The following is a 21,038-nucleotide window of genomic DNA, read 5'->3' on the forward strand; positions in this document are numbered from 1 at the left end:
GCAACTGGTTTCGATTGCGCGGCGCAGCACGCGCGCCGGGGGTCGCGGCGCCGCCGCGAGGGGTGTGGCGATGCGTTGCGGTGTCGCCATGAACGTGACAATATAACATCGCAAGCGACCGAGTTAGGACCCGCCTTGGCGCTTATTTCGTTGTTTTGGCGAGGATTTCTCCGATGCGATTTCGACCGACGATTTCCCTTTTCGCCCTGATGCTGGCGTCCACGGCGTTGGCCGAGCCGGCTGCGGCGCCTCCGGTTGAGGCACTGGAGGCGCGCATCCGGATGCTGGAGGCGCAGTCCCGCGAAATGCTCCAGGCGCTTGAGCAGGCGCGTGCGGAGATCGCAGCGCTGCGAGCGACACCGACGGATGCGGTGGCAGTGGCGGCGCTGCCGGAGCCAGGCACAGCGTCCGGTCCCAACGCCTTCAATCCCGCGATCAGCATCATCCTCAATGGCAGCTTTGCGCACCATTCGTTCGATCCGGAAAGCTATGAGATCGCCGGATTCCCGCTCGCCGGAGAGGCCGGGCCCGGTGCGCAGGGCTTGTCCCTCGGCGAGAGCGAGATCGCGTTCGCGGCCAACATCGACGAGAAGTTCTACGGCCAGCTCACGCTCGCGATCGAGAGCGAGGACGGCGAGGATGGCATCGGCGTCGAGGAGGCCTATATCGAGACCACGGCCTTGCCGGCCGGGTTGAGCGTTCGCGCCGGGCGCTTCTTCTCGAACATCGGTTACCTCAACACCCACCATGCGCATACCGATGCGTTCTCTGATCGGCCGCTGGCGTATCAGGCACTGCTCGGCAACCAGTACGCCGACGATGGCGTGCAACTGCGCTGGGTGGCGCCGACCGACGTGTATCTTGAACTCGGCGGCGAGTGGATGCGCGGCCAGTCCTTTCCGAGCGGTGGCGCGGCGCGCTCCGGCACCGGTGTGCGCAGCTTGTCCGCACATGCCGGAGGCGATATCGGCGACGAGAGTTCCTGGCTCGCCGGCGTCTCGGTGCTGGATGCACGTACCACGGAAGGCGAGGACGGATTCAGCGGCGACAACCGTTTGTATATCGCCGATCTGACCTGGAAATGGGCGCCGAATGGCAATACCCGCGACGGCGGTGTGACCCTGCGCAGCGAATACCTGCACGACCGCCGCGAGGGGCGCTATCTCGCCTCGACGCAGGGCATCGAGGTGCCATGGGCGGGTTCGCGCGATGGCGCCTACATCGAAGGCGTGTGGCGCCTGAACCGGCAGTGGGATACCGGCTACCGCTACGACCGGCTATGGCCGGATGCCTCGGGGCCATTCGCCAGCGACACCGACCCGGTGCGCCACAACCTGATGCTGACCTGGCGCAACAGCGAGTTCAGTCTGATCCGCCTGCAATACAGCCGCGACGACGCCGCGCCCGCACAACGCGACCATGCGCTCACGCTGCAGTACCAGACCGCTCTCGGCGCGCATGGCGCACACAAATTCTGAGGAATCCGCATGACACTCCGCCACCTGCTTTCGGGCCTGCTGCTGTCGGCGTTCGCGCTCTCGGCTTCGGCGCAGATCCGCGTGTTCGCCTGCGAGCCGGAGTGGGGCGCGCTGGTCACCGAACTTGCCGGGGATGTCGTCTCCGTCGATGTCGCGACTTCGGCGCTGCAGGACGTGCACCAGATCGAGGCGCGGCCGAGCCTGATCGCGAAGCTTCGTCGTGCTGACCTGCTGGTCTGCAGCGGCGGTGGGCTGGAGGCGGGCTGGTTGCCGCAACTGATCCGCCAGGCCGGTAACGCTCGCATCGCCTCGGGTGACGGCATGTTCCTCGCGGTCGCGCAGGTGAGCACGCTGGAGCGGCCGAGCCAGCTCGATCGCGCCGCCGGCGATCTGCACGCCGAAGGCAATCCGCACATCCAGATGGACCCGCGTCGCGTGCTGCAGGTGGCCAATGCACTGGCCGCAAGACTGCAGAAGATCGATCCCGCCAACGCCGCGCGCTACGCGCAAAGCCTGGCTGACTTCAGCACGCGCTGGCAGGCGGCGATTTCTCGCTGGCAGCAGCGCGCGGCACCGCTGCGCGGACGCAACATCGTCGTCCACCACAAGAGCTGGGTGTACCTGGAAGAGTGGCTGGGCTTGAACGAGATCGGTGCGCTCGAAGCCAAACCCGGGGTGCCGCCGACCAGCGCGCACCTGGCTGGTCTGGTCGCGTTGACCAAGGATGGCCAGACCTTGGCGATCGTGCGCGCCGCCTACCAGGACGCGAAGGCCAGCCGCTGGTTGTCGGAGCGCAGCGGCGTGCCCGCGATCCGCTTGCCGCTGACGGTCGGCGGCGACGAACGTGCCACCGACCTGTTCGCATTGTTCGACGTCACCATCGACCTGCTGCTCGGTGCGGTGCAGTGAACCTTGCGCTGGCAGGGCTTGACCCGACCATCCTCGGCCCGGCGGCGCTGGCCGGGCTGATCGTGCTGTCCACGCACGTGCCACTCGGCCAGCGCGTTTTGGCGCGCGGCATCATCTTCATCGACCTGGCAATCGCGCAGATCGCAGCGCTCGGCGTGATCCTCGCGCAGTACCTCGGTGTCGAGGAAGACGGCGCGATGGTGCAGGTCGCGGCCGCGGCCGCAGCACTCGCCGGTGCCGCGCTGCTGAGTTGGACCGACCGCCGCTGGCCGAACTACCAGGAACCGCTGATCGGCACGCTGTTCGTGCTCGCGGCCACCGGCGGCTTGTTGCTGCTGGCGAACCACCCGCAGGGCGGCGAGCATCTCAAGGACTTGCTCGTCGGCCAGATCCTGTGGGTCGGCTTCGCACAGCTGTTGCCGGTCGGGCTGCTCTCGATCGTCATGCTCGCCGTGCTCTGGTGGCGACGCGAGCGCATGGACGGCTGGCTGTTCTATGCCTTGTTCGCACTCGCGGTCACGGCTTCGGTGCAACTGGTCGGCGTGTACCTGGTGTTCGCCAGCCTGATCGTGCCGGCACTGGCCACCGCCGGCATGAGCGGCGCTGCGCGCCTGTTCGCCGGATATCTGATCGGCGCGCTCGGCTATGCCGCGGGCCTGGTCTGCTCGGCCTTGTTCGACCTGCCGAGCGGGGCGCTGATCGTGTGGACCCTGTGCGTGGTCGCGCTGTTGGCGCAGCTGTTGCCGCACATCCGCCGCTCGCAGCCACCGCAACACCAGGAGCCTTCGTTCTGAACCAGTCGGCTCAGCCGATTTCGATGTGGTCCATGCCCTGGTAGCGGTTCACTGCCATCACCGCTTCGTGCACCAGCGGCGTCATTGCCAGCGAGAACAGACGTGCGCGATCGACGTGTTCCATCCAGCCGAAGATGCAGTGGCGCAAGTGTTCCTCGGTGCGCGCGTTGGCGAGCGCATCGCCAAGCAGCTTGCGCAGCTCGCTGGCGGTCGGCACTGCGCCCAGTGCATCGAACAGCGCCGCGAAGGCCGCGAACAGTTCGCGCGCATCGAGGCCGAGCCCGAACTCTTCCGGGCGGTAATCGAAGCGACCGCCCGAGGCATCGGCCCAGATGCGGTAGCTGACATGCGCGAGCGGGTGGTAGAGCGCGTCTTCGCTGATCAGCACCAGCAGCAACTGCCGGGCATTGGCCTTGACGCTGCCCGCACTGGTACTCCACAGGTGCGTCTGGATGAACTGGAACAACCGTGTCTGGTCGTGGAAATCGGCGAGCTGCAACTGGTCGATGATCAATGCCGTGCGCTCGCCTTCGCTGAACGCGCAGGCTTCGGTCAGCGCACGCTCGAATGCGGTCGGCGGCAGTTCCTGCGGGCCATCGCCAGTGGTTCCGTCCTCGTGGGTGGTGATGAGGATCGGCGGCGCTGGGGGTTCCGGTTGCGCGAAGTCGTGGTAGAGGATGCGCGGGAACTCCAGCGCCTGCGCCAGTGCGTTGGCGAGCGCGGTCTTGCGCCGACCGGATTCGCCGGCAATGTGCAGCGTGCGCAGGTGCGCGATCTCGGCGCGCAGCAGGCAGTCGATCTGGAACGTGTAGTCGTCGTTCGACTCAAAGCCGAACTCGGCGAGACGGCGGCGCAGGCTCATGGGGCGACTCGATTTGCCGTTGTTCCCCTCTCCCTCGATGGGAGAGGGGTAGGGGAGAGGGTGAAATCGGAGCGGCGTCGCATCGAACCCCCTCTTCCCGACCTCTCTCCCACAGGGGGAGAGAGGAGACCAGCAAGAACATCAAGCTGCCACGGCCTTTGGCGCCTCGACCGCGATGCGCGGGCCGTTGAGCAGCGCGTCGCGGACGCCGGCGATGATCAGGTCCACTTCGTCGCCGGTGATGGTGAAGGGCGGAGTGAAGCGCAGCGAGTTGGTGCCGCCGTGGATCACGCCGTAGCCGTGTTCACGCAGGTATTCCTCGGTGCTGCCGGTGCCGTAGCACTTGAAGTTCGGCGACAGTTCGGCCGAGAACAGCAGGCCGGTACCCTGGACGTTGGTGATCAGGCCCGGCAGTTCCTTCGCGAGCTGATCGAGCTTGGCGACGAACTCGCGGCCACGTGCCTGGATGTTGGCGCGCAGCTCCGGCGTCAGCGCGCCGAGCACCGCGCAGGCCACGTCCATCGCGCGCGGGTTGGTGGTCATGGTGTTGCCGTAGATGCCCTTGCGATACAGCTTCTCGGCGCGCTCGGTCACGGCCAGCACCGACAGCGGATACTGGCCGGCGTTGAGCGCCTTGGAATAGGTTTCCATGTCCGGTGCGTCGAGTCCGGCGAATTCGGGCGAGTCGACCACCGACAGGTTGCCGGTGGTGCGCAGGCCGGCCTGGATCGAATCCATCAGCAGCAAGGTGTGGTGCTTGCGCGTCAGCTCGCGTGCGGCAGCGTAGAACGCGCGCGGCACGGCGCGCCCCGGGTTGCCTTCGCCCATCACCGGTTCCAGGAACATCGCCTCGATGTGCACCTGGTCGCGTGCCGCCTCGTCGAACACGCGCTGCAGCGCTTCGACGTCGTAGGGCTCGACGGTGATCGTGTTCGCTTCCTGCTGGCGGTAGCTGCCGAGGTGGGTGGCATAGGCCTTGCGCGTCGAGTCCGAGTACAGCATCGGCAGTTCGGTGCGGCCATGGAAGGCGCCCTTGACCGCGATGCGCTTGACCTTCCAGCCGGCGTGCGGTGCGCCCGGGTCGGTCATCAGGCGGGTGTTCACGTCGGCGATGCGACCGGCCAGCGAGACCGACTCCGATCCCGAGTTCAGGCACAGGAACTTCGTGTACGGACAGCCGCCGCGACTGTGGCCGATCTCACGGCGCAGCGCGCGTGCGAGACGCAGCTGCGACAGGCTCGGCGTCATTACGTTGGCCATCACATGCGGCTGGCTCATGGCATTGAGCACGACTTCGGGCGCGTGGCCGAATCCGAGCATGCCGTAGCCACCGGAGTCGTGCACGACCGCGCCCTTGAGCGTGACCAGCCACGGGCCGCGTGCGGCGATGGCGAGATAGGGGTTGACGTTGTCGTCGGCGTAGAAGTTCACGAAGCCTTCCTGCACCGCGAGCATCTGCGCGTTCTCGTCCATCGCGATGATGTCCGGGAATTCGGCGCGAAGCTGCTCGAAGCGGGCGCAGGCATCATCGATTGCAGCGACCAGTTCCGGATAGCGCGCAGCGAAGCGTTCGATGGTGGCGTCGGGCAGGCCGATGGTGCGCGCCTTGGCGCCGGCCGTGCGCAGGACATTGAGTTTCTCGACGAGCTTCATGGGTGCCTCCAGCCAGACGGGTCTTGGCTTTGCAAATCAATGGGTTGAACAACGAGGCGCGCAGGATACCAGCGCCCATTTGAGGCCGTAACCCCCGCCGTTCGAACGCCCGGGATCGGACAGCTTGTCGCGCACCGCTGGCATCGGCGCGCGACGGGTTGCGCATCAGAAATCGAACTTGATGCCCTGCGCCAGCGGCAGCGAGCTCGAGTAGTTGATGGTGTTGGTCTGGCGGCGCATGTAGGCCTTCCACGAGTCGGAGCCAGACTCGCGACCACCGCCGGTCTCCTTCTCGCCGCCGAACGCGCCACCGATCTCGGCCCCCGAGGTGCCGATGTTGACGTTGGCAATGCCGCAATCGGAACCGGCCGCCGACAGGAACTGTTCCGCGACCTTGAGGTTGCTGGTGAATACCGACGACGACAGGCCCTGCGGCACGCCGTTCTGCATGTCGATGGCTTCATCGATGGTCGCAAACGGCATCACGTACAGGATCGGCGCACAGGTTTCGGTCTGCACGCATTCGTCGGAGTTCTTGACGCCGCTGATGATGGTCGGCAGCACGAAGTTGCCCGGGCGATCGGTCAACGCGGCACCGCCGGTCTCGACCTTGCCACCGTGCTGCTTCGCGAGTTCGATCGCGGCCAGGTAGCGCTTCACCGCGGACTGGTCGTTGAGCGGACCCATCAGCGTCGTCGTCAGGGTCGGATCGCCGATCTTGCCTTCGACCTGCTTGTACGCCTTGACCAGGGTCGTGAGCACGTCGTTGTAGATCGACTCGTGCACGAACAGGCGGCGCGTGGTCGTGCAGCGCTGGCCGGCGGTGCCGACGGCGCCGAACACGATGCCCGGGACCGCGAGCTTCAGGTCAGCGGTTTCGTCGAGGATGATCGCGTTGTTGCCGCCGAGTTCGAGCAGGCTGCGTCCCATGCGCTGCGCAACGCGCTCGCCGACCAGACGGCCGACCTGGGTCGAGCCGGTGAAGCTGATCAGCGGGATGCGATGGTCGTCGACGAACTTCTGCGCGATCTGGGTACCGGCGTCGTTGAACAGGTAGAACAGGTCCGGGAAACCGCCTTCCTTGAGCGCGTCATTGCAGATCTTCATCGCCGCGACGGCGGACAGCGGCACCTTCGGGCTCGGCTTCCAGATCGAGATGTCGCCGCAGATCGCGGCCATGAACGAGTTCCACGCCCACACCGCGACCGGGAAATTGAACGCACTGATGATGCCGACCAGGCCAAGCGGCTGCCATTGCTCGTACATGCGGTGGCCCGGACGCTCCGAGTGCATGGTGTAGCCGTACAGCATGCGCGACTGACCGACGGCGAAGTCGGCGATGTCGATCATTTCCTGCACTTCGCCGTCGCCTTCCGGCTTGATCTTGCCCATCTCGAGCGCGACCAGCGAACCGAGCGCGTCCTTGTGCTTGCGCAGGGCGTCACCGCACAGGCGGATGGCTTCGCCGCGCTTCGGCGCCGGCGTCGTGCGCCAGACCTTGAACGAGTTCTGAGCGCGGGCGACGATGGTCTCGTAATCGCTGATCGAACTCGCGTGCACCCGCGAAATCACTTCGCCGCTGCTCGGGTTGATCGGCTCGAGCACGCCCGCGTCCTGGGTCTTCGCCCATTCGCCGTTGCCGAGATAGGTGCCGGAATTGTCGGCGCTGAGGCCAAGCGACTTGAGAATGCCGTGTGCGGACATGGGGAACTCCAGAGGAAGAAACGATGGCGGCCCCGACACGATTCGAACGTGCGACCTCGCCCTTAGGAGGGGCGCGCTCTATCCAACTGAGCTACGGGGCCAAGAAGTGGGGCGCGATTCTAGTGGATCGGCGGCCGCGCGCGGGTGTGTGCCCCGGGGCCGGACGCGGGCATCGGTACGCCAGGTCGCCGACTTGGCTCTTGGCCGATCCTTCGCCCGCGAGCCGCGGCGCCAACGTCTGGCGGGAGCAGGATGTCACCGGAGATCGCACGCATCGAAGGTGACATCGCCTCGCGCTGGGGAATCCGTGTCCAGACCACGCAGCGTTGGCGTTTTGCGCGGAACGAGCAGCCCATGACGAAGTGCCGACTCGGACGGCCATGTCCGGTCTGGTCGTGATTTGGCGTTCCCTTCACTGACCCCGCCGGATCGCGAGTCATGGTGGCTGCAGGCGGGGGTGAAGGGAGCTCACCGTGCGAAACCGCCGAAACGAACCTGAGACAGCCTCCTGTCGCAGTCCTGTTCGCGTCTGCAGGCGGGTCGCCCCAGTCCTGCTGCTGGTCGTGGCCCTGAGCGGCCTGGCGGCTTCGGGCCCGCTGAAGCTGGTCAGTGGCACGGTCGACGGCGGCGGTGGGCATAGCCAAGGGGCACGATTCGCGCTGGAAGGAACGATCGGCCAGCCGGACGCCGGCCGCGCCGAAGGTTTGCGCTTCGTGATCGATAGCGGGTTCTGGTCGGCGGACCCCGCGCTGCCCGCTTCCAACTCCATTTTCCGCGACAGTTTCGAGGACTGATCCCATGCGCCTGTTCACCCGTTCCACCTTCACCGCGCTGTGCCTCTTGCTTGTCGCGGCCCTTGCCGCGCCGACGGCCAGCGCGCTCGGCACCGAGTTCACCTACCAGGGGCGGCTGCAGGACGACATCGCGCCAGCCCAGGGTCTGTACGACTTCGAGTTCCGGCTGCATGACAACCTGATCGGCGGTAACCAGGTCGGTCCGCTGGTCACGCTCGCGGACATTCCGGTCGAGCACGGCGTGTTTACCGTGCAACTCGATTTCGGCCCAGGCATGTTCGCCGGCGAGGCACGCTGGCTGTCGATCGCGGTGCGCGAAGGCGCCGGCAGCGGCAGTTACGAGGCGCTGACACCGCGGCAACCGCTGTCCGCCACCCCGTACGCGCAGCACGCCATGGCTCCGTCCGGCGTGGTCAGGGTGCTCGACTTCGACGCAAAGTGGTCACCCGCCAACACCCTCGGAAACAACGGCAACGCGATCCTCACTCCTTCGGTCTGCCGCACGGTGAACAACCCGCCGTACACCGCCGGCGCCGGCGAAGTGGCGATCGTGCACCTCGATGCGACGGCGGCTTCGAGCAGTCCGGTCGCCGATGCGCTCTACCTCAACGTGATGATGTCGGTGAACGGCGGCGCTTTCGCGATCCAGACGCTGGAAGACAGCGCCGAGTCGATGGCGGACGGCACCGCCCATGTGAGTACGTCCAAGCGGATCAACCTGGTCGCGGGCTGGACCTACCTGTTCGCGGCCGGGGTCTCGACCAACACCCCGCTATCCATCAGCACGGGGTACTGTCACGGAACGGTGCTCATCGTCAAACAGCCGTGAGCGCGACGTTTCACCGCAGCGGGCGGACGGGAGTACCTTGCGCGGCGCACGCGCCATGGATCTCTCGCCCGGTTGCAACCCGCTTTCAGGGGCGAGCAGCGACTTGCCTGCACCGCCAAGTGACGAGGGCCAATTGTCAATGAACGCATTCTTTTCCGCGCGCCGCCGCCGTGGCGATTTCACCACCCAATTCGGCGCCTTCCTGTTCCTGGTCGTGTTTCCCGCGACCTTCACCGCGGTAGCACCGCGCACCACGGTCGCCTTGCAGCGCGATGCCTCCGGCGTCCGCGTCACCACCTGCGCCCACACCCTGTTCTTCATTCCCTACTGGTGCCAACACGAGCGTGACGTGCGGCGCGTGGAGCTCGAGTTCAGCAGCGGCGAGCGGGTGGGTTTCAACGCCCACCTCAGCGAATACGCCAACCGCGTGAACCGGCGCGGCAAGACCGAAGATAACGCCACGATCCATTTCCTCGGTGCCGGCGAAGGCGCCAGCGCCATGGTTGAAGTCGATCTCATGGACGAGGTGCTGGCGCAGGCCCAGGGGTTCATCGACGACCCCCAAAGCCGCGCGCTCGATCTGTCCTTCTACGCGCACCGTGTAATGGGGCTCTACGTCGGCGGCCTGCTCAGCCTGCTGGTGCTGCTGTGGCTGCCGCTGGCCGGCCTCGCCATCGTGCGCCGCGTGCTCGGCCGGCCGTACTGGCCGTTCGATGCTTGAAGCGGCGTGCAGGGTCGACCGGATGTGTCGGAGAGAACGCTGCGGAATTCGCTGCCGAGGAAGGCTCTGAAGATGCTTCCGCGTGGAAGGCTCGACATCGGATGGCGCGCTCAATCTGCCGCGCAGTTCGGAGGTGATCGTCTCGGCGATCACCATCCGCGACACGACCCGGGTCCTGGAGGCGCACGGCCTGCTTCCGATCCCGGTCGATCTCGACATGGTGCCACTCGCTGTCGATCCCGCCGAGCCGCTGCCGGAAGCGGCGCGGTGCAACGCCCTACGCGATCCGGCGCTGCCCGCCCTCCGTGATCGCAACGGCCCCGACGATCGCAAGCACGCCGATCAGCACGATCAAGGCCCAGCGCGCGTTGGTCGGTACCGGATGCGTCGCCGCCGGGCCCAGGACCTGGAGCGCGCTGCTGAGTGCCGGGATGACGATCGAGTTTGGCGACACATCCTGCAGCACGACCACGGTGTAATCGCCCGGCGGCAATTGTCCGAGCGCGAAGTCCACGTCCCCCGGCGGCGGCGGCACGCCGGCGAAGCAGGGCTCCAGGAATACGGGCAGGCGCAGCGTGACCCGGTCGCCCTGCACCGTCACCGACGGCGGACCGTCTGCGGTGCCGTTGCCGCAGCTGAACAGCATGCGTGCACGGACCGCGGTGGACGCACTGGCCGGATTCGGAACCACGCGCAGGTTCGAATAGGGCGGGAAGCCGGTGACGGAGAAGGCGGTCGAGAGCAGCGGCGTCGGCAACGTCTGCGGCGGCGTCGGCGCCTGCTGCATCACCAAGGTGTAGTCGCCGGGACCAAGGCTGCCGAGCGCCAGGTCGAAGTCCGCCGGTGGCGGCGGCACGCCGATGCAGACAAAACCCTCCGAACTCGGGATCGTGACGGTCACCATATTCGCCTCCCGACTGACCGTCGCCGTCACGCCGTCCCACACCGTGTCACCGCAGTAGTACCGAACCCGCGCGAACAGGCCGGGGCCGCCGCTGGCGTCCGCGATCACGTGCAGATTGGAGAAGCTCGGCGTGCCCGCCAGGGCCGGCAGCGACGCGCCGCAAAGCAGGAGCAGGAAACCGAGTGCGAACAGGTGGCGCATGGAGAACTCCTCGTCGATGGCGCGGTGGGGCAACAACCGTGCAGACGAGGTGCGGTGGCGTGTCCCCCAGCGCTGCGGCGGGCGGCGGCTGCGCGGGTATCCTCGGCATCGGTGTTGCGCCGCCTCGGCGACCATCATCGCCATCGCAAGGGAACCACGTATCACGCGCATCGCATCACTCCGCTTGTGGGAACTGACACAGGGTTACGAGATTCGGCGGCAAACCGGATCACGCGGGACAGGAGCCGGGCGGTTCGGCGGGGCGCGATCGGGCGCGTATGCGGACGGATGGCATGCACCAGCCATGCACGCAACCGTCACGCGCCATCGACGCAACCGTCATCGCCGTACGCGTCCAATCTCTCCATTGGTGCGGCACCTGAACCGCTGCAGCGAATTTCACGAAACCTGCGCCTATTCGAAGGTCGCAAGACGCAGCATGGTCGTGCGCCGATGGTCCGCGTTGGTTGATACGGAGTGCCTCACGATGAACAGCATGCTGAAGAGCCTTGCCACAGCCTTCTTGCTGACGGCTCTGCACGTTGCCCAGGCCGAGGCCTCGGTGCAGCGCGAATACGCCTTCGCCAGCGCCCTGCGCGACGGCGCGCCCCTGTACCGCGAGGAGCACCTCATGCGCGAGTCCTACGGCAAGCTCGATGAGAGACTCGTGTTGTACCGTTGTCTGGACGGTGCCGCGTTTGCCCGCAAGCGCGTGCGCTACGGCAGCGATCCGGCCGCACCGTCGTTCCTGCTCGAAGACGCACGCAGCGGCTACCGCGAAGGCGCGGAGCAAACAGGTGACGGGCTGCGAGTGGCCTGGACTGCGCCGGGCGAAGCGGAGGAAGCCGCCCTGTTGCCGCCTGGCCCGATGGTGACCGACGCCGGCTTCGACGAATGGGTGCGCGCGCAGTGGGAATCGCTGGCCGGCGGTGGCGCGCAGTCGATCCAGTTCCTCGTGCCCTCTCGCCTGCGCGCCTACCGCTTCGAGGTCTCGCCGCTGGACACCGAGGAGGAGGGGCTGCGTGCATTCCGGCTGCAGTTGGGCGGCTGGCTTGCCTGGCTGGTGCCGTCGATCGATGTTGCCTACGACGCGCAGACTCGGCGGCTGGTCCGCTTCGAGGGCTTGTCGAACCTGCGCGATGACGCGGGCGGTGCACCGCTGAAGGTGCGGATCGAGTTTCCCGAACCACCGCTGGCAGTCGAGTCCGCGGTCTTCGATCGTGCGCTGACCGAACCACTCGTCGCTTGTCGCGTGCAGCCTGCGTGAGCGCGACCTGGATCGCGCGGCAGGTCCAATGTCTGCAGTCTTCCCGTTCAAGGAGTGCTCGACCATGTCCCGTCTGCTGAGCCTGCTCGCCATCCTCCTGCTGGTCGGCTGCGCCGGTCACGCTGCACGCGAACGGCCGCCCCTGGTCGCCGCGCCATCGGTCGACCTCCCGCGCTTCATGGGTACCTGGTACGTGATCGCGCATGTGCCGTACTCGTTCGAGGAGGGCAAGGTGGCCACACGTGACGAGTACCGCCTGCGCCCCCGACGGGCGGATCGACAACGACTTCGTGTTCAAGAAGCGGTTCGGCGAGGAAGACCGCCGCTGGCGCGGCGTATCGACCGTGGTGCCGGGCAGCGGCGGCGCACGCTGGAAGGTGCAGTTCGTGTGGCCGTTTTCGACCGAACTGGTGGTGGTAAGCGTTGACGACGATTACCAGGCCGCGGCGATCGCTACGCCGGATCGGGAGCTGGCGTGGGTGTTTGGTCGTGACCCGGTGATGACACCCGAACGCCACGAGGCACAAATGGCAAGACTGGCGGCGCAGGGAGTGGATACGACAACGATGCGTCCAGTGCCGCAGGTGCCGCCAGTCGAGTGATCGCTTCATCGCGATCTTCATGGCGGCGTTCGTGATCACCGTAACGTTCGTCGTGACAAGGATCGAGATTCCGGAAGCGGGCAGCACGCTTGCCAATGCCATCGTGGTATCGGCCGTGTCCATGGTCTGGCTGGTCAGCGACCTGTGGCATATTGCGATCTCGGTGCGGGTTCCTCCGCAACGCAGGCCGCCCGCAAGTACATGAATATCGACGACGCCGAAACCTGGTTCCTGCACTTCGCGACCGATCTGCCCAACGAGGCGGGTGGGACGCATATCGGCATGTTCCTCAGTTGGGCCATCCGGCGTGGGCTTGCGGCGTCGGCGTTCGCGGATTGTCTGCCCGCGCTCGAATCCGGCACGACCACTGGACGGTACGTGCTGTTCGAGCGCTGTGACGGCAAGCTGATGACACGCGATCTCTCCGAGGAGGGCGGCGCGTTCGCCAGCGCCTGGTACGCGGACCGATACGTCGCGAAATACCGCGAAGCGCTCGCCCTGCACGACGATACGCCCGACGCGCTGGCCGCAGCGGAGGACAGTCCGGGCAACCAGCGCATCGTTGACGGTTTCCTCGACGCTGCCCATGGCGAATGGAAGATCGCCGCCACGCTGCCGTCGCGCCAACAACTTCTCGCGCGCGCGACCGCGGCGCTAACGACGGTGATGGAGGCTGCGGGATTCACGCCGAGCGCGTCGACGCAGTGGAGCGCGGATGCGGAAACAGCCGAGTACGTGCGCCGTGGCGATGGCTTCCTCCAGTTGGTGCGCCTGAGGTCGTTCGACTACCCGCTGCCCGGCGGGCGCGGGCTCGGCATTGACCTGGCACTGGAGACGAACCTCAAGTCGCTGGGCGCGCTGGTGTACACGGAAGGGCGCACCGACCTGCCGCACATGACCTCTGCGGCCGCGCCCACGGCTTTCGTTCCGCTGGCGACCCTCGCCAAGGGCTGGACTGGCCCGCGAGTCGATACCAATCGCTGGCAGGGCTTCCGGGTCGCAGGCGAAGGGGACATCGAACCGCTGCTCGGCTGGCTCGGCCGGAGGCTGGCGGACTTCGCGCTGCCCCTGCTTCGGCGGATCGAAGATGCCGCATCGCTGGCTGCAGCCTTTGATGCGGTGCCGCTTTCGCGCTCGCCGATGTTCAGCAGCTACCTCCAGTATTCGCTGCCGCTGGCCTTCGAGCAGGCCCGGCACCCGCGTCTCGACGAGGTGCTGGCCGAGATCGAGCGCAACGTGCCGACCCTGCTGGATGCGGGGCATCCCCTCAGACCGGCAATGAAGGCCATGATTGCGCGCCTGCGTGCCCGCGAGACCGCGCGCCGGGCCGCGGAGGTGAAGGCCGGGCGCGGCTTCCTGCGACGGTGGTTCGACCGCGATTGAGGGTCGTGGCGAAGATCGGACTGGCATCGACCTCGGGCCTCCGGTCCTCGCGGCGCTTGCATGCGAGAAGCTTCGATCCGATCGGTACCCACGGGCGGCTCGTGGCCGTGGCTGCGTGCCGCTCGACATCGGCTTGCGCCAGACACTTTGCCCGCGCAATCCCGCGCCATGGTGTCGCCGCCAATGGGCAACAAAAAACCGGCCTTGAAGGCCGGCTTGTTCAATGGTGGAGAGGATGGGAGTAGCGCAAGCCGAGGTCTGCAACCCGCATTCCCCCGCCAATATTGGGTTTCGAGAGGTCCGCCTGTAACATCAACCTGTCACATCGACGGCTTCCGTCCGTCGTCCAAGAGGAAGCCGCACGTTGGACATGCAGCATCTGTTGAAGCGAGGCCACAGCTTCTACTTCAACATGATCATTCCCACCAAACTACGGCACCACTTCAGCGGGAAGACGCACGTCCGCAAGGCGTTAAGCACGCGTGATCACCGCGAGGCCGTGGTCCGCAAGCATCGGCTTGTCGCTGAGACGGTAAGCCTCTTCCGCAAGCTATTGACTCGGCACGAATATATTTGAACTATTCGCGCATCGGGTTGTCGAAGATGCATGGACAAAGAAGACGCAAGATTTCAGTCGCTGGAGCAGTTGCACGAGCGACGCAAGCAGGTGGTGCGATTGCACCGTCAAGGCATGGGCGTGATGCGCATCGTCGAACTGAGCGGGCTGTCGTATCCGACGGTTCGCGCGGCGATTGATCGCTTTGAAGACGGCGGTTCGTCGGCGAACAAACCGAAGCCGCGTGGCAAGCAGTCGGGTTCGGGACGCAGCCTGAGTGAAGCGCAGGAGGTTTCGATACAGCGAATCATTATCGACAAGCGGCCGGAGCAGCTGAAGATGGACTTCGCGCTGTGGACACGATCGGCAGTGATGCAGCTGATCGAACGCGAACTCGGCATCACGCTGTCGGTGCGCGGCGTCGGCAACTATCTGCAGCGCTGGGGCTTCACGCCGCAGAAGCCGATCAAGAAGGCCTACGAACAGCGCCCAGAAGCAGTGCAAGCGTGGCTCGATGAGCAGTATCCCGAGATCGAGCAACGCGCCAAGGCCGAGGGCGCAGAGATTCACTGGGGCGACGAGACCGCGTTGGTCAACACCGACGTGCGCGGTCGCAGCTATGCGCCAGCGGGCAAGACGCCGGTGGCTTACGCCGTGGGCGGCACACGCCAGAAGCTGTCGATGATTGCGACCGTGACCAACCAGGGCAAGACGCGCTGGATGATCATCGACGATGCGTTCAATGCAGATCGATTGATCGAGTTTCTCGGCGCGCTGATCAAAGACACACAGCGCAAGGTGTTTCTGATTCTCGACAACTTGCGCGTGCATCACAGCAAGCTGGTCAAAGCGTGGGTCGCCGAACGCGCAGAGCAGATCGAACTGTTCTACCTGCCGAGCTACAGCCCGGAACTGAATCCCGAAGAACGACTCAACGCCGATCTCAAGCACCACATCGGCTCGAAAGTCCCGGCACGCACCAAGGCAAGGCTGAAAGCTGCCGCGACCGAGCACATGGAGCGCCTCGAAAAATCACCCGAGCGCGTGCGCAGCTATTTCCAAGATCCTCACGTAAAGTACGCCGCATGAAAAGTTCAAACTTCACTTGGCCGGATCAATAGAAGCGGCCACGCCGGAAATGGCTGAGGCGTTGTTGGCGCGGCGGCACGCGAAGGAGTTGGAGGCGCGGGGCGTTTCGCCGACCGAACCCACGTCAGGCGATGACTACACGTTCGCGGCGATGATCGCCGATGACCTGGAGGAACGCATTGCGGCGGGGAAGATGACTGATGCACAGGCGCAGGGCTTCTACCGCGTCGCGACGTGTGGGGGCGAGCTGTTGGCTGAGGTGGCGGAAGAGTGGCTAGCCGCTTTCAAGCGCATGCCCGGCACCGTCGAAGACTACCGCCGCGCGGTCCAGTTGCTGATCAAGTTCATGGGCGGCGATGGCGTTCTGGTGCAGGACGTGACGCATGATCGTGCCGCCGACTACGTGGCGTCCGTTAAGCGGTTGGGCCTGTCCAAGGTGAGCAAGGAAAAGCGGGTGCATCCGCTTGGCGGCTTATGGGGCTGGCTTGCCGAGTGTCGACGGTTCCCGCGGGAAATCAGTAACCCATGGCACGGCTTCAGCTTCGAGGGATTGGCAACGAATCGTGAGCCCGAGGAGCCCAAGCGCGGCTATCGAGATGACGAGCTGTTGCGTGTCCTGAGCCGAAAGCCGACTTATCGCGCCCTCGACGAAGTTATCGTGCTCGCCATGTGGACCGGAGCCCGCATCGACGAGCTTTGCTCGCTGCGTAGGCGGGACGTGAGCGACCGCGGCGACGCGATGCTATTGCAGGTTGCCCGCGTCGTCCGCGGTAAAGGCGGCAAATCGAAAGCAGCGACACGCACCGTGGTCGTGGTGCATGGGTTGCCGTGCTCCGTGCTCCGCGCTCGTGTGGCGCAGCAAGCCGATGGTGCCGGGCTGTTGTTCCCGGAATTCGTGCCCGGTGGGCCGGGGGCGGGCAAGCAGTCATGGCACGTATCCAAGGCATTCGGCCGCCACCGCGATGGTGTCGGGCTGACTCGCGCGACCGACTTCCATTCCTTCCGGCGCACGGTGGCGACAAAACTGGACAACGAGGACCTGGCGGACGACGTGATTGCCCGCATGCTCGGACATGAAACCGGCGTCATGGTCCGCGACCTGTACAGCGATGGCCCCAAGGTCGAACGGCTCATGGGCTACGCGAAGCGGATCGCCTACCCGGATGACATCGTGGCTGCGGCGCAGCGGATGCTCATGGTTGAAGTCCGGCAAGGTGCATGAGTACCTCATAAAGCTTGCTTCTTCCGAACCCGATTCCTCCTCCAAACGCTGCAACAAGGACGGCGCCAGCGGCGAACCATCCGCGAACAGGGACGTGATTGATGACCCAACGAATCGTCACTTCTTCCGGGAGTACGAGCGGCGTCCTTGTGGCGTTTACCTCGGCTTGTTTGCGGGGTTCGCCCAGTTTGTCGTAGGTCGTGATTAGGACTCGGAGTTCCAAAATCACGGCACCAAGATCGTCCATCATTTGCTGACGATGCTTGCCTGCAGTTACCGCGTGGAAGGGCAAGCCTTTGACGTGGAACGGTCGTGATGCAGCGGTGCAGTTGATCCGATATCCCTCGGCCTCGATACGCTCCACGAGCGCGACAAGGCCGCGCTGCCACGTTGGCAAGACTTCCGGACTCTGTGGGCCAATTGGCCCCATTACGTCTTCCGCCTGCTTCAGGAACTCGCGCAGCTCTTCGATGAAGCGTTTGTAGGTGAGCATCTGACCTGACCTCCGACACGGTTTGGGGGAGGATATCCCGGCAAGGTCACGGGGACCGGCCAGCCCATTCCAAAATCCCCCTCAGCGCCCACCGGCTAGCCCCCGCATTCTTGCTGGGGTCACGAAGGCGACTTTAGGACATTCCGTAATCAAATGATTTCGGTATACTCCTCGCACACTTCACCAGCGAGGATGGAACATGGCACCGAAGGCCAAGCGCGTCGCGATCTACGCCCGAGTTTCGACCAAGGGACAGACGGTAGAGCACCAGATCCGGGAGCTGCGCGAAGTCGCGGCAAACAAGGGTTGGACCGTCGTGCAGGAATACGCAGACGAAGGCATCAGCGGCACGAAGGGACGCGACAAGCGCCCCCAGTTCGATGCGATGTTGAAGGACGCAACACGCGCCAAGTTCGGCCTTGTGATGGCGTGGTCCATCGACCGCCTCGGGCGTTCGCTTTCTGGCCTCGTGCAGTGCTTGGATGAGCTGCGCTCGCACGACTGCAACCTCTACCTGCACCAGCAAGCCATCGACACGACAAGCCCGTCGCAGCGGGCGTTTCTGCACATGGCGGCAGTGTTTGCCGAGTTTGAGCGGGACATCATCGTGGAGCGCGTCAACGCCGGCCTCGCCACCGCACGCGCCAAGGGTGTTCGCCTTGGGCGTCCGCAGGTTGCTGACAAAGTGGAAGCGAGGATTCGCAAGCTTCGCGCGGAGGGACTTGGGCAGTTGAAGATCGCCAAGCAGTTGGGCTGCGGCGTTGGCACTGTGCGCCGCGTGCTTGCCGAAGCCGGGATCGCCTGACGCAGTTGCACCGCCCCGGCGCTCAACCCTCGGACCGGCGCAAGCCCGCAGGCCGCGCATCAAGTCACGAAGGGAGCGCACGGGGTGCCCGGTGCGGTATCGAGCGGGGCCACGGGGGGAACCGCTTGCATTACCTCCCCTATGTAACTGCCGTCGCGGATTTCTGCGCCAAACCATCGCCGACCCTGCGCCCACGGAGCGGCCAGAGAGGGCGCCGGACGTACCGCGCACTGACCATCCTCGGGAGGGTCGCTTGTAGGGCTTCCTGTGCGGCGCAAGCGCCATGCGGATTCTTGACCGAGACCCTAGGCAGGCACTGGCGAAAACCGCCGGCCCACGCAAAGGCACCTAGGCGCCCAAGGAAGGCCTGTTGCCGACGCTGGGCATCCCACGTTCGGCTAAGGACGAGATTGTGCCCTGTTGGGCGTCCTGTGAGCTTCTGGAGGCATCCGGACCGGGGTGGTCCGGAAAAGTATCGCCAGAGCGTGAGACCGGCGCGACCTGCGAGACTGGACCGCCGTGTGGCGCGAGCTGTGAACGAAGTGAACAGGACGAACGCAGTGAGTCCTGTGTCAACACTACGTCGACACTAAGCCTCCTGCGGGGAACCTGAGCTGTCATCGGGATAACTTGAAGAGACTTCAGGTTATCCGCAGGAGGTCCAGAGGGACCCTATGGTTACCTTCATCATGCAGAACCAAGCGAGGGGCCGAAGGGCGCCCAAAGAGAACCTAAAGGTTCCCCATCATCTCCTACCCCATCTATATCTTCCCCTTCCTCTTCTTCCCCGTTCAGGCCCGGCATCTGCTGGGGCGAGGCTCCGGACCTGGGCGAGGACGGGCTGGACGGCGTATGCTGCCCATGTGCACGATGACCGCACAATCGCTGCATGATCCCCGCACGTTACGCCCTGATTGGCTGTTCTACAGACACGCCCTGATGCCGTTCCCCGCCTAGGGGACTCCTGTTGGCGCCGGTACAGGCTGCACCTATTGGCACCGGATGCGCCCGAGGGCGCCGGCCGGAGTGGCCCGGCCGCCGCCTCGCTGGTCATCAGGACCGCATCGGACGCCAGACGATCAAACCCCAGCCCATGACCACGAGCCTGAACACGCCGCCCGAGTCCTCAAGGTGCCCCGGTTGCAGTGACAACCACCAAGAGGCGCCAATCTGCCGCAGCTCCTCCGGGTTGACGGCTCCTAGTCCCCAGTCCCAGCGATCCATTCCACGCATGCGCCTTGCTCCCTTCATGCCCGCGACGGGATGCCGCAGGGGACGCGGAAGGTGCCAAGGCGGCACGAAGGATGCACATGGGCTACGGTGTGACGCCTGAATGCTCCGCGATGGTGGATCGTCCATCAGGATCGACCACGAAAAAGACAAACACTCAGCGCCTCGGACAGGGATGGAAGTTGTCACATCAACCTGTCACATCGGGGTCCGCGAGCAACCCTCTAAGGTATTGATTCGTAAGTGAATCATACCCACTTCCCGTTACTGGTGGAGAGGATGGGAATCGAACCCACGACCTCATCATTGCGAACGATGCGCTCTACCAACTGAGCTACCCCCCCACACGACGCCACCGGGATGTCTCCCCGGCGGGGCGCGCATCTTAGCCGCGGGTGGGGGTGGATTCAACCCAAGGCGTGCATGGCGATCGCGTCGAGACGTTCGCGGCGCCATGCGGGCATTTCGGCGGGCCAGCGGCCGTTGCGCAGGCGCGCTTCCTGGGCCTTGCGCGGAGCCAGCAGTGCCGGTTCGATGGCGAGTGCAGCAGCTTCCGCTTCGATGCCGGACTTGAGGCGATCGAGTTGCACCTCCTCGTCGCGGGTGAAGGGCTTCGGTGCGGGCAGGAAATCGGCATGCACCGGCGGTGCGCTCAACAGTTCCAGCAACTCGCCGGCCCTGGCGCGCGGGAACGCCCGTTGTGCCTGCAGCGCGCGTTGCAGATCGGATGCCTGCTGTGGTGGCTTGGCGGCGAGATCATGCGCAACCTGGTTGTCGATCACCCAGGGCTTGGGTCGGTCGGTCTCGCGTGCCACCTCTTCGCGCCAGCGCAGGATCGCGTCGAGACGCCGCTGCGCGTCGAGATCAAGCTTGCAGGCGCTGCGATAGTCATGATGCAGGTTGCCGGGTTCCGCAGGAGTGAACGCCGCCTGCAGCGTGCGGTGTCCCTCTTGCACGATCCAGTCGCGACGGCCGAGTGCATCGAGTCGGTCGAGCAGAGCGTCGCCGAGCGCGTCGAGGTGTACGACGTCCTCGGCGGCGTAGTCGAGCTGCTGCGCACTGAGCGGACGTCGCATCCAGTCGGAGCGCGTTTCAGTTTTGGCGAGTTCGACGCCGAGCACCAGTGCGACCAGTTTCTGATAGCCGAGTCCGCTGCCGAGTCCGGCGAGTGCGGCCGCGAGTTGCGTGTCGATCAGCGCCGCCGGCGGTTGCGGCAATATTGGCCCAAGCGCGACCAGGTCTTCGCTCGGGCTGTGCATCAGCCAGGTTTGTGCGCGGCCGACGAGAGCCCCGCCGAGGTCATTGAGTTCCGCGAATGCGAGCGGATCGATCAGCGCTACATCATCCGCGAGCATGGCCTGGACCAGCGCCAGTTTCGGCCAGTAGGTGCGAATGCGTTCGAACTCGGTATCGAGCGCAAGCCGCGGCAATTCACGCAATTGGGCAAGGGTTTCGTTCAGGGCCGAGCGATCTGCAACCCATCGGGCCATGTCAGAATCCGGAGCATCAGGGCGCGAGATGATCGCAGAGTGGCGCCCGCGG

21 protein-coding genes and 2 tRNA genes are annotated in these 21,038 nt (G+C 65.4%); 15 read left to right on the forward strand and 8 right to left on the reverse strand.

The annotated features are described in order from the left end of the window. Positions 1 to 173 precede the first annotated feature (173 nt). Genes IPG63_14100 through IPG63_14110 form a run of 3 tightly spaced genes read left to right on the forward strand, consistent with a single transcriptional unit; the run spans position 174 to position 3,181 of the window. Positions 174 to 1,478: a hypothetical protein gene (locus tag IPG63_14100; GenBank protein ID MBK6728359.1), complete on the forward strand. Its 1,305-nt coding sequence runs from the start codon at positions 174 to 176 to the stop codon at positions 1,476 to 1,478. A gap of 9 nt (positions 1,479 to 1,487) precedes the next feature. After that, entirely contained in the window at positions 1,488 to 2,387 is a 900-nt protein-coding gene (locus IPG63_14105) for a zinc ABC transporter substrate-binding protein (protein ID MBK6728360.1), read from the forward strand. Positions 2,388 to 2,395: 8 nt separating this feature from the next. Continuing rightward, positions 2,396 to 3,181, forward strand: coding sequence for a metal ABC transporter permease (locus tag IPG63_14110; protein MBK6728361.1), 786 nt, complete (start codon positions 2,396 to 2,398; stop codon positions 3,179 to 3,181). A gap of 10 nt (positions 3,182 to 3,191) precedes the next feature. On the opposite strand, the gene IPG63_14115 is transcribed toward IPG63_14110, so the two are convergent. The 4 genes from IPG63_14115 to IPG63_14130 form a co-directional block, all read right to left on the reverse strand. Beyond that, on the reverse strand, positions 3,192 to 4,043 hold the full coding sequence (locus tag IPG63_14115) for a hypothetical protein (protein MBK6728362.1): 852 nt from the start codon (positions 4,041 to 4,043) through the stop codon (positions 3,192 to 3,194). 141 nt (positions 4,044 to 4,184) lie between these two features. Beyond that, complete coding sequence (locus tag IPG63_14120; protein ID MBK6728363.1) at positions 4,185 to 5,696, reverse strand: aminotransferase class III-fold pyridoxal phosphate-dependent enzyme; 1,512 nt, start codon at positions 5,694 to 5,696, stop codon at positions 4,185 to 4,187. 165 nt (positions 5,697 to 5,861) lie between these two features. Then, positions 5,862 to 7,400, reverse strand: a complete 1,539-nt coding sequence (locus IPG63_14125; protein MBK6728364.1) for an aldehyde dehydrogenase family protein — start codon at positions 7,398 to 7,400, stop codon at positions 5,862 to 5,864. A gap of 24 nt (positions 7,401 to 7,424) precedes the next feature. After that, a tRNA-Arg gene (locus IPG63_14130) sits at positions 7,425 to 7,501 on the reverse strand. A gap of 462 nt (positions 7,502 to 7,963) precedes the next feature. Between IPG63_14130 and IPG63_14135 the strand changes: the two genes are divergently transcribed. The 3 genes from IPG63_14135 (at position 7,964) to IPG63_14145 (ending at position 9,744) form a co-directional block, all read left to right on the forward strand. After that, positions 7,964 to 8,194, forward strand: a complete 231-nt coding sequence (locus IPG63_14135) for a hypothetical protein (GenBank protein MBK6728365.1) — start codon at positions 7,964 to 7,966, stop codon at positions 8,192 to 8,194. A 4-nt stretch (positions 8,195 to 8,198) separates the two neighbouring features. After that, the gene (locus tag IPG63_14140; GenBank protein ID MBK6728366.1) at positions 8,199 to 9,023 is read left to right on the forward strand and encodes a hypothetical protein; all 825 of its coding nucleotides are present in this window, start codon (positions 8,199 to 8,201) and stop codon (positions 9,021 to 9,023) included. Positions 9,024 to 9,162: 139 nt separating this feature from the next. Beyond that, a complete protein-coding gene (locus IPG63_14145) occupies positions 9,163 to 9,744 on the forward strand; it encodes a hypothetical protein (GenBank protein MBK6728367.1) in 582 nt (193 codons plus the stop codon). Between the two features lie 277 nt (positions 9,745 to 10,021). On the opposite strand, the gene IPG63_14150 is transcribed toward IPG63_14145, so the two are convergent. Then, a complete protein-coding gene (locus IPG63_14150; protein MBK6728368.1) occupies positions 10,022 to 10,849 on the reverse strand; it encodes a hypothetical protein in 828 nt (275 codons plus the stop codon). A 487-nt stretch (positions 10,850 to 11,336) separates the two neighbouring features. On the opposite strand from IPG63_14150, the gene IPG63_14155 reads away from it, so the two are divergent. The 8 genes from IPG63_14155 (at position 11,337) to IPG63_14190 (ending at position 16,968) form a co-directional block, all read left to right on the forward strand. After that, positions 11,337 to 12,116, forward strand: a complete 780-nt coding sequence (locus IPG63_14155) for a hypothetical protein (GenBank protein ID MBK6728369.1) — start codon at positions 11,337 to 11,339, stop codon at positions 12,114 to 12,116. Positions 12,117 to 12,180: 64 nt separating this feature from the next. Continuing rightward, entirely contained in the window at positions 12,181 to 12,543 is a 363-nt protein-coding gene (locus IPG63_14160) for a lipocalin family protein (GenBank protein ID MBK6728370.1), read from the forward strand. Beyond that, the gene (locus tag IPG63_14165) at positions 12,461 to 12,718 is read left to right on the forward strand and encodes a lipocalin family protein (protein ID MBK6728371.1); all 258 of its coding nucleotides are present in this window, start codon (positions 12,461 to 12,463) and stop codon (positions 12,716 to 12,718) included. Before IPG63_14160 ends, IPG63_14165 begins: the two co-directional genes overlap by 83 nt. 19 nt (positions 12,719 to 12,737) lie before the next feature. After that, the gene (locus tag IPG63_14170) at positions 12,738 to 12,923 is read left to right on the forward strand and encodes a hypothetical protein (protein MBK6728372.1); all 186 of its coding nucleotides are present in this window, start codon (positions 12,738 to 12,740) and stop codon (positions 12,921 to 12,923) included. Beyond that, positions 12,920 to 14,101: a hypothetical protein gene (locus IPG63_14175; GenBank protein ID MBK6728373.1), complete on the forward strand. Its 1,182-nt coding sequence runs from the start codon at positions 12,920 to 12,922 to the stop codon at positions 14,099 to 14,101. The genes IPG63_14170 and IPG63_14175 overlap by 4 nt, the downstream gene beginning before the upstream one ends. 370 nt (positions 14,102 to 14,471) lie before the next feature. Further along, on the forward strand, positions 14,472 to 14,678 hold the full coding sequence (locus tag IPG63_14180; protein MBK6728374.1) for a hypothetical protein: 207 nt from the start codon (positions 14,472 to 14,474) through the stop codon (positions 14,676 to 14,678). A gap of 30 nt (positions 14,679 to 14,708) precedes the next feature. Further along, entirely contained in the window at positions 14,709 to 15,746 is a 1,038-nt protein-coding gene (locus IPG63_14185; GenBank protein MBK6728375.1) for an IS630 family transposase, read from the forward strand. A gap of 49 nt (positions 15,747 to 15,795) precedes the next feature. Next, positions 15,796 to 16,968: a tyrosine-type recombinase/integrase gene (locus IPG63_14190; protein ID MBK6728376.1), complete on the forward strand. Its 1,173-nt coding sequence runs from the start codon at positions 15,796 to 15,798 to the stop codon at positions 16,966 to 16,968. On the opposite strand, the gene IPG63_14195 is transcribed toward IPG63_14190, so the two are convergent. Beyond that, entirely contained in the window at positions 16,940 to 17,461 is a 522-nt protein-coding gene (locus IPG63_14195; GenBank protein MBK6728377.1) for a hypothetical protein, read from the reverse strand. The two genes, IPG63_14190 and IPG63_14195, sit on opposite strands and share 29 nt — an antisense overlap. A gap of 199 nt (positions 17,462 to 17,660) precedes the next feature. On the opposite strand from IPG63_14195, the gene IPG63_14200 reads away from it, so the two are divergent. Further along, a complete protein-coding gene (locus IPG63_14200; protein ID MBK6728378.1) occupies positions 17,661 to 18,266 on the forward strand; it encodes a recombinase family protein in 606 nt (201 codons plus the stop codon). Between the two features lie 1,498 nt (positions 18,267 to 19,764). Here IPG63_14200 and IPG63_14205 read toward each other — a convergent pair. Further along, positions 19,765 to 19,840 (reverse strand) — tRNA-Ala (locus IPG63_14205). A gap of 63 nt (positions 19,841 to 19,903) precedes the next feature. Continuing rightward, positions 19,904 to 20,986, reverse strand: coding sequence for an HRDC domain-containing protein (locus IPG63_14210; protein MBK6728379.1), 1,083 nt, complete (start codon positions 20,984 to 20,986; stop codon positions 19,904 to 19,906). Positions 20,987 to 21,038: the final 52 nt, after the last annotated feature.

The sequence above is a fragment of the Lysobacterales bacterium genome (genome assembly GCA_016703225.1).
Taxonomy (GTDB): Bacteria; Pseudomonadota; Gammaproteobacteria; order Xanthomonadales; family Ahniellaceae; genus JADKHK01.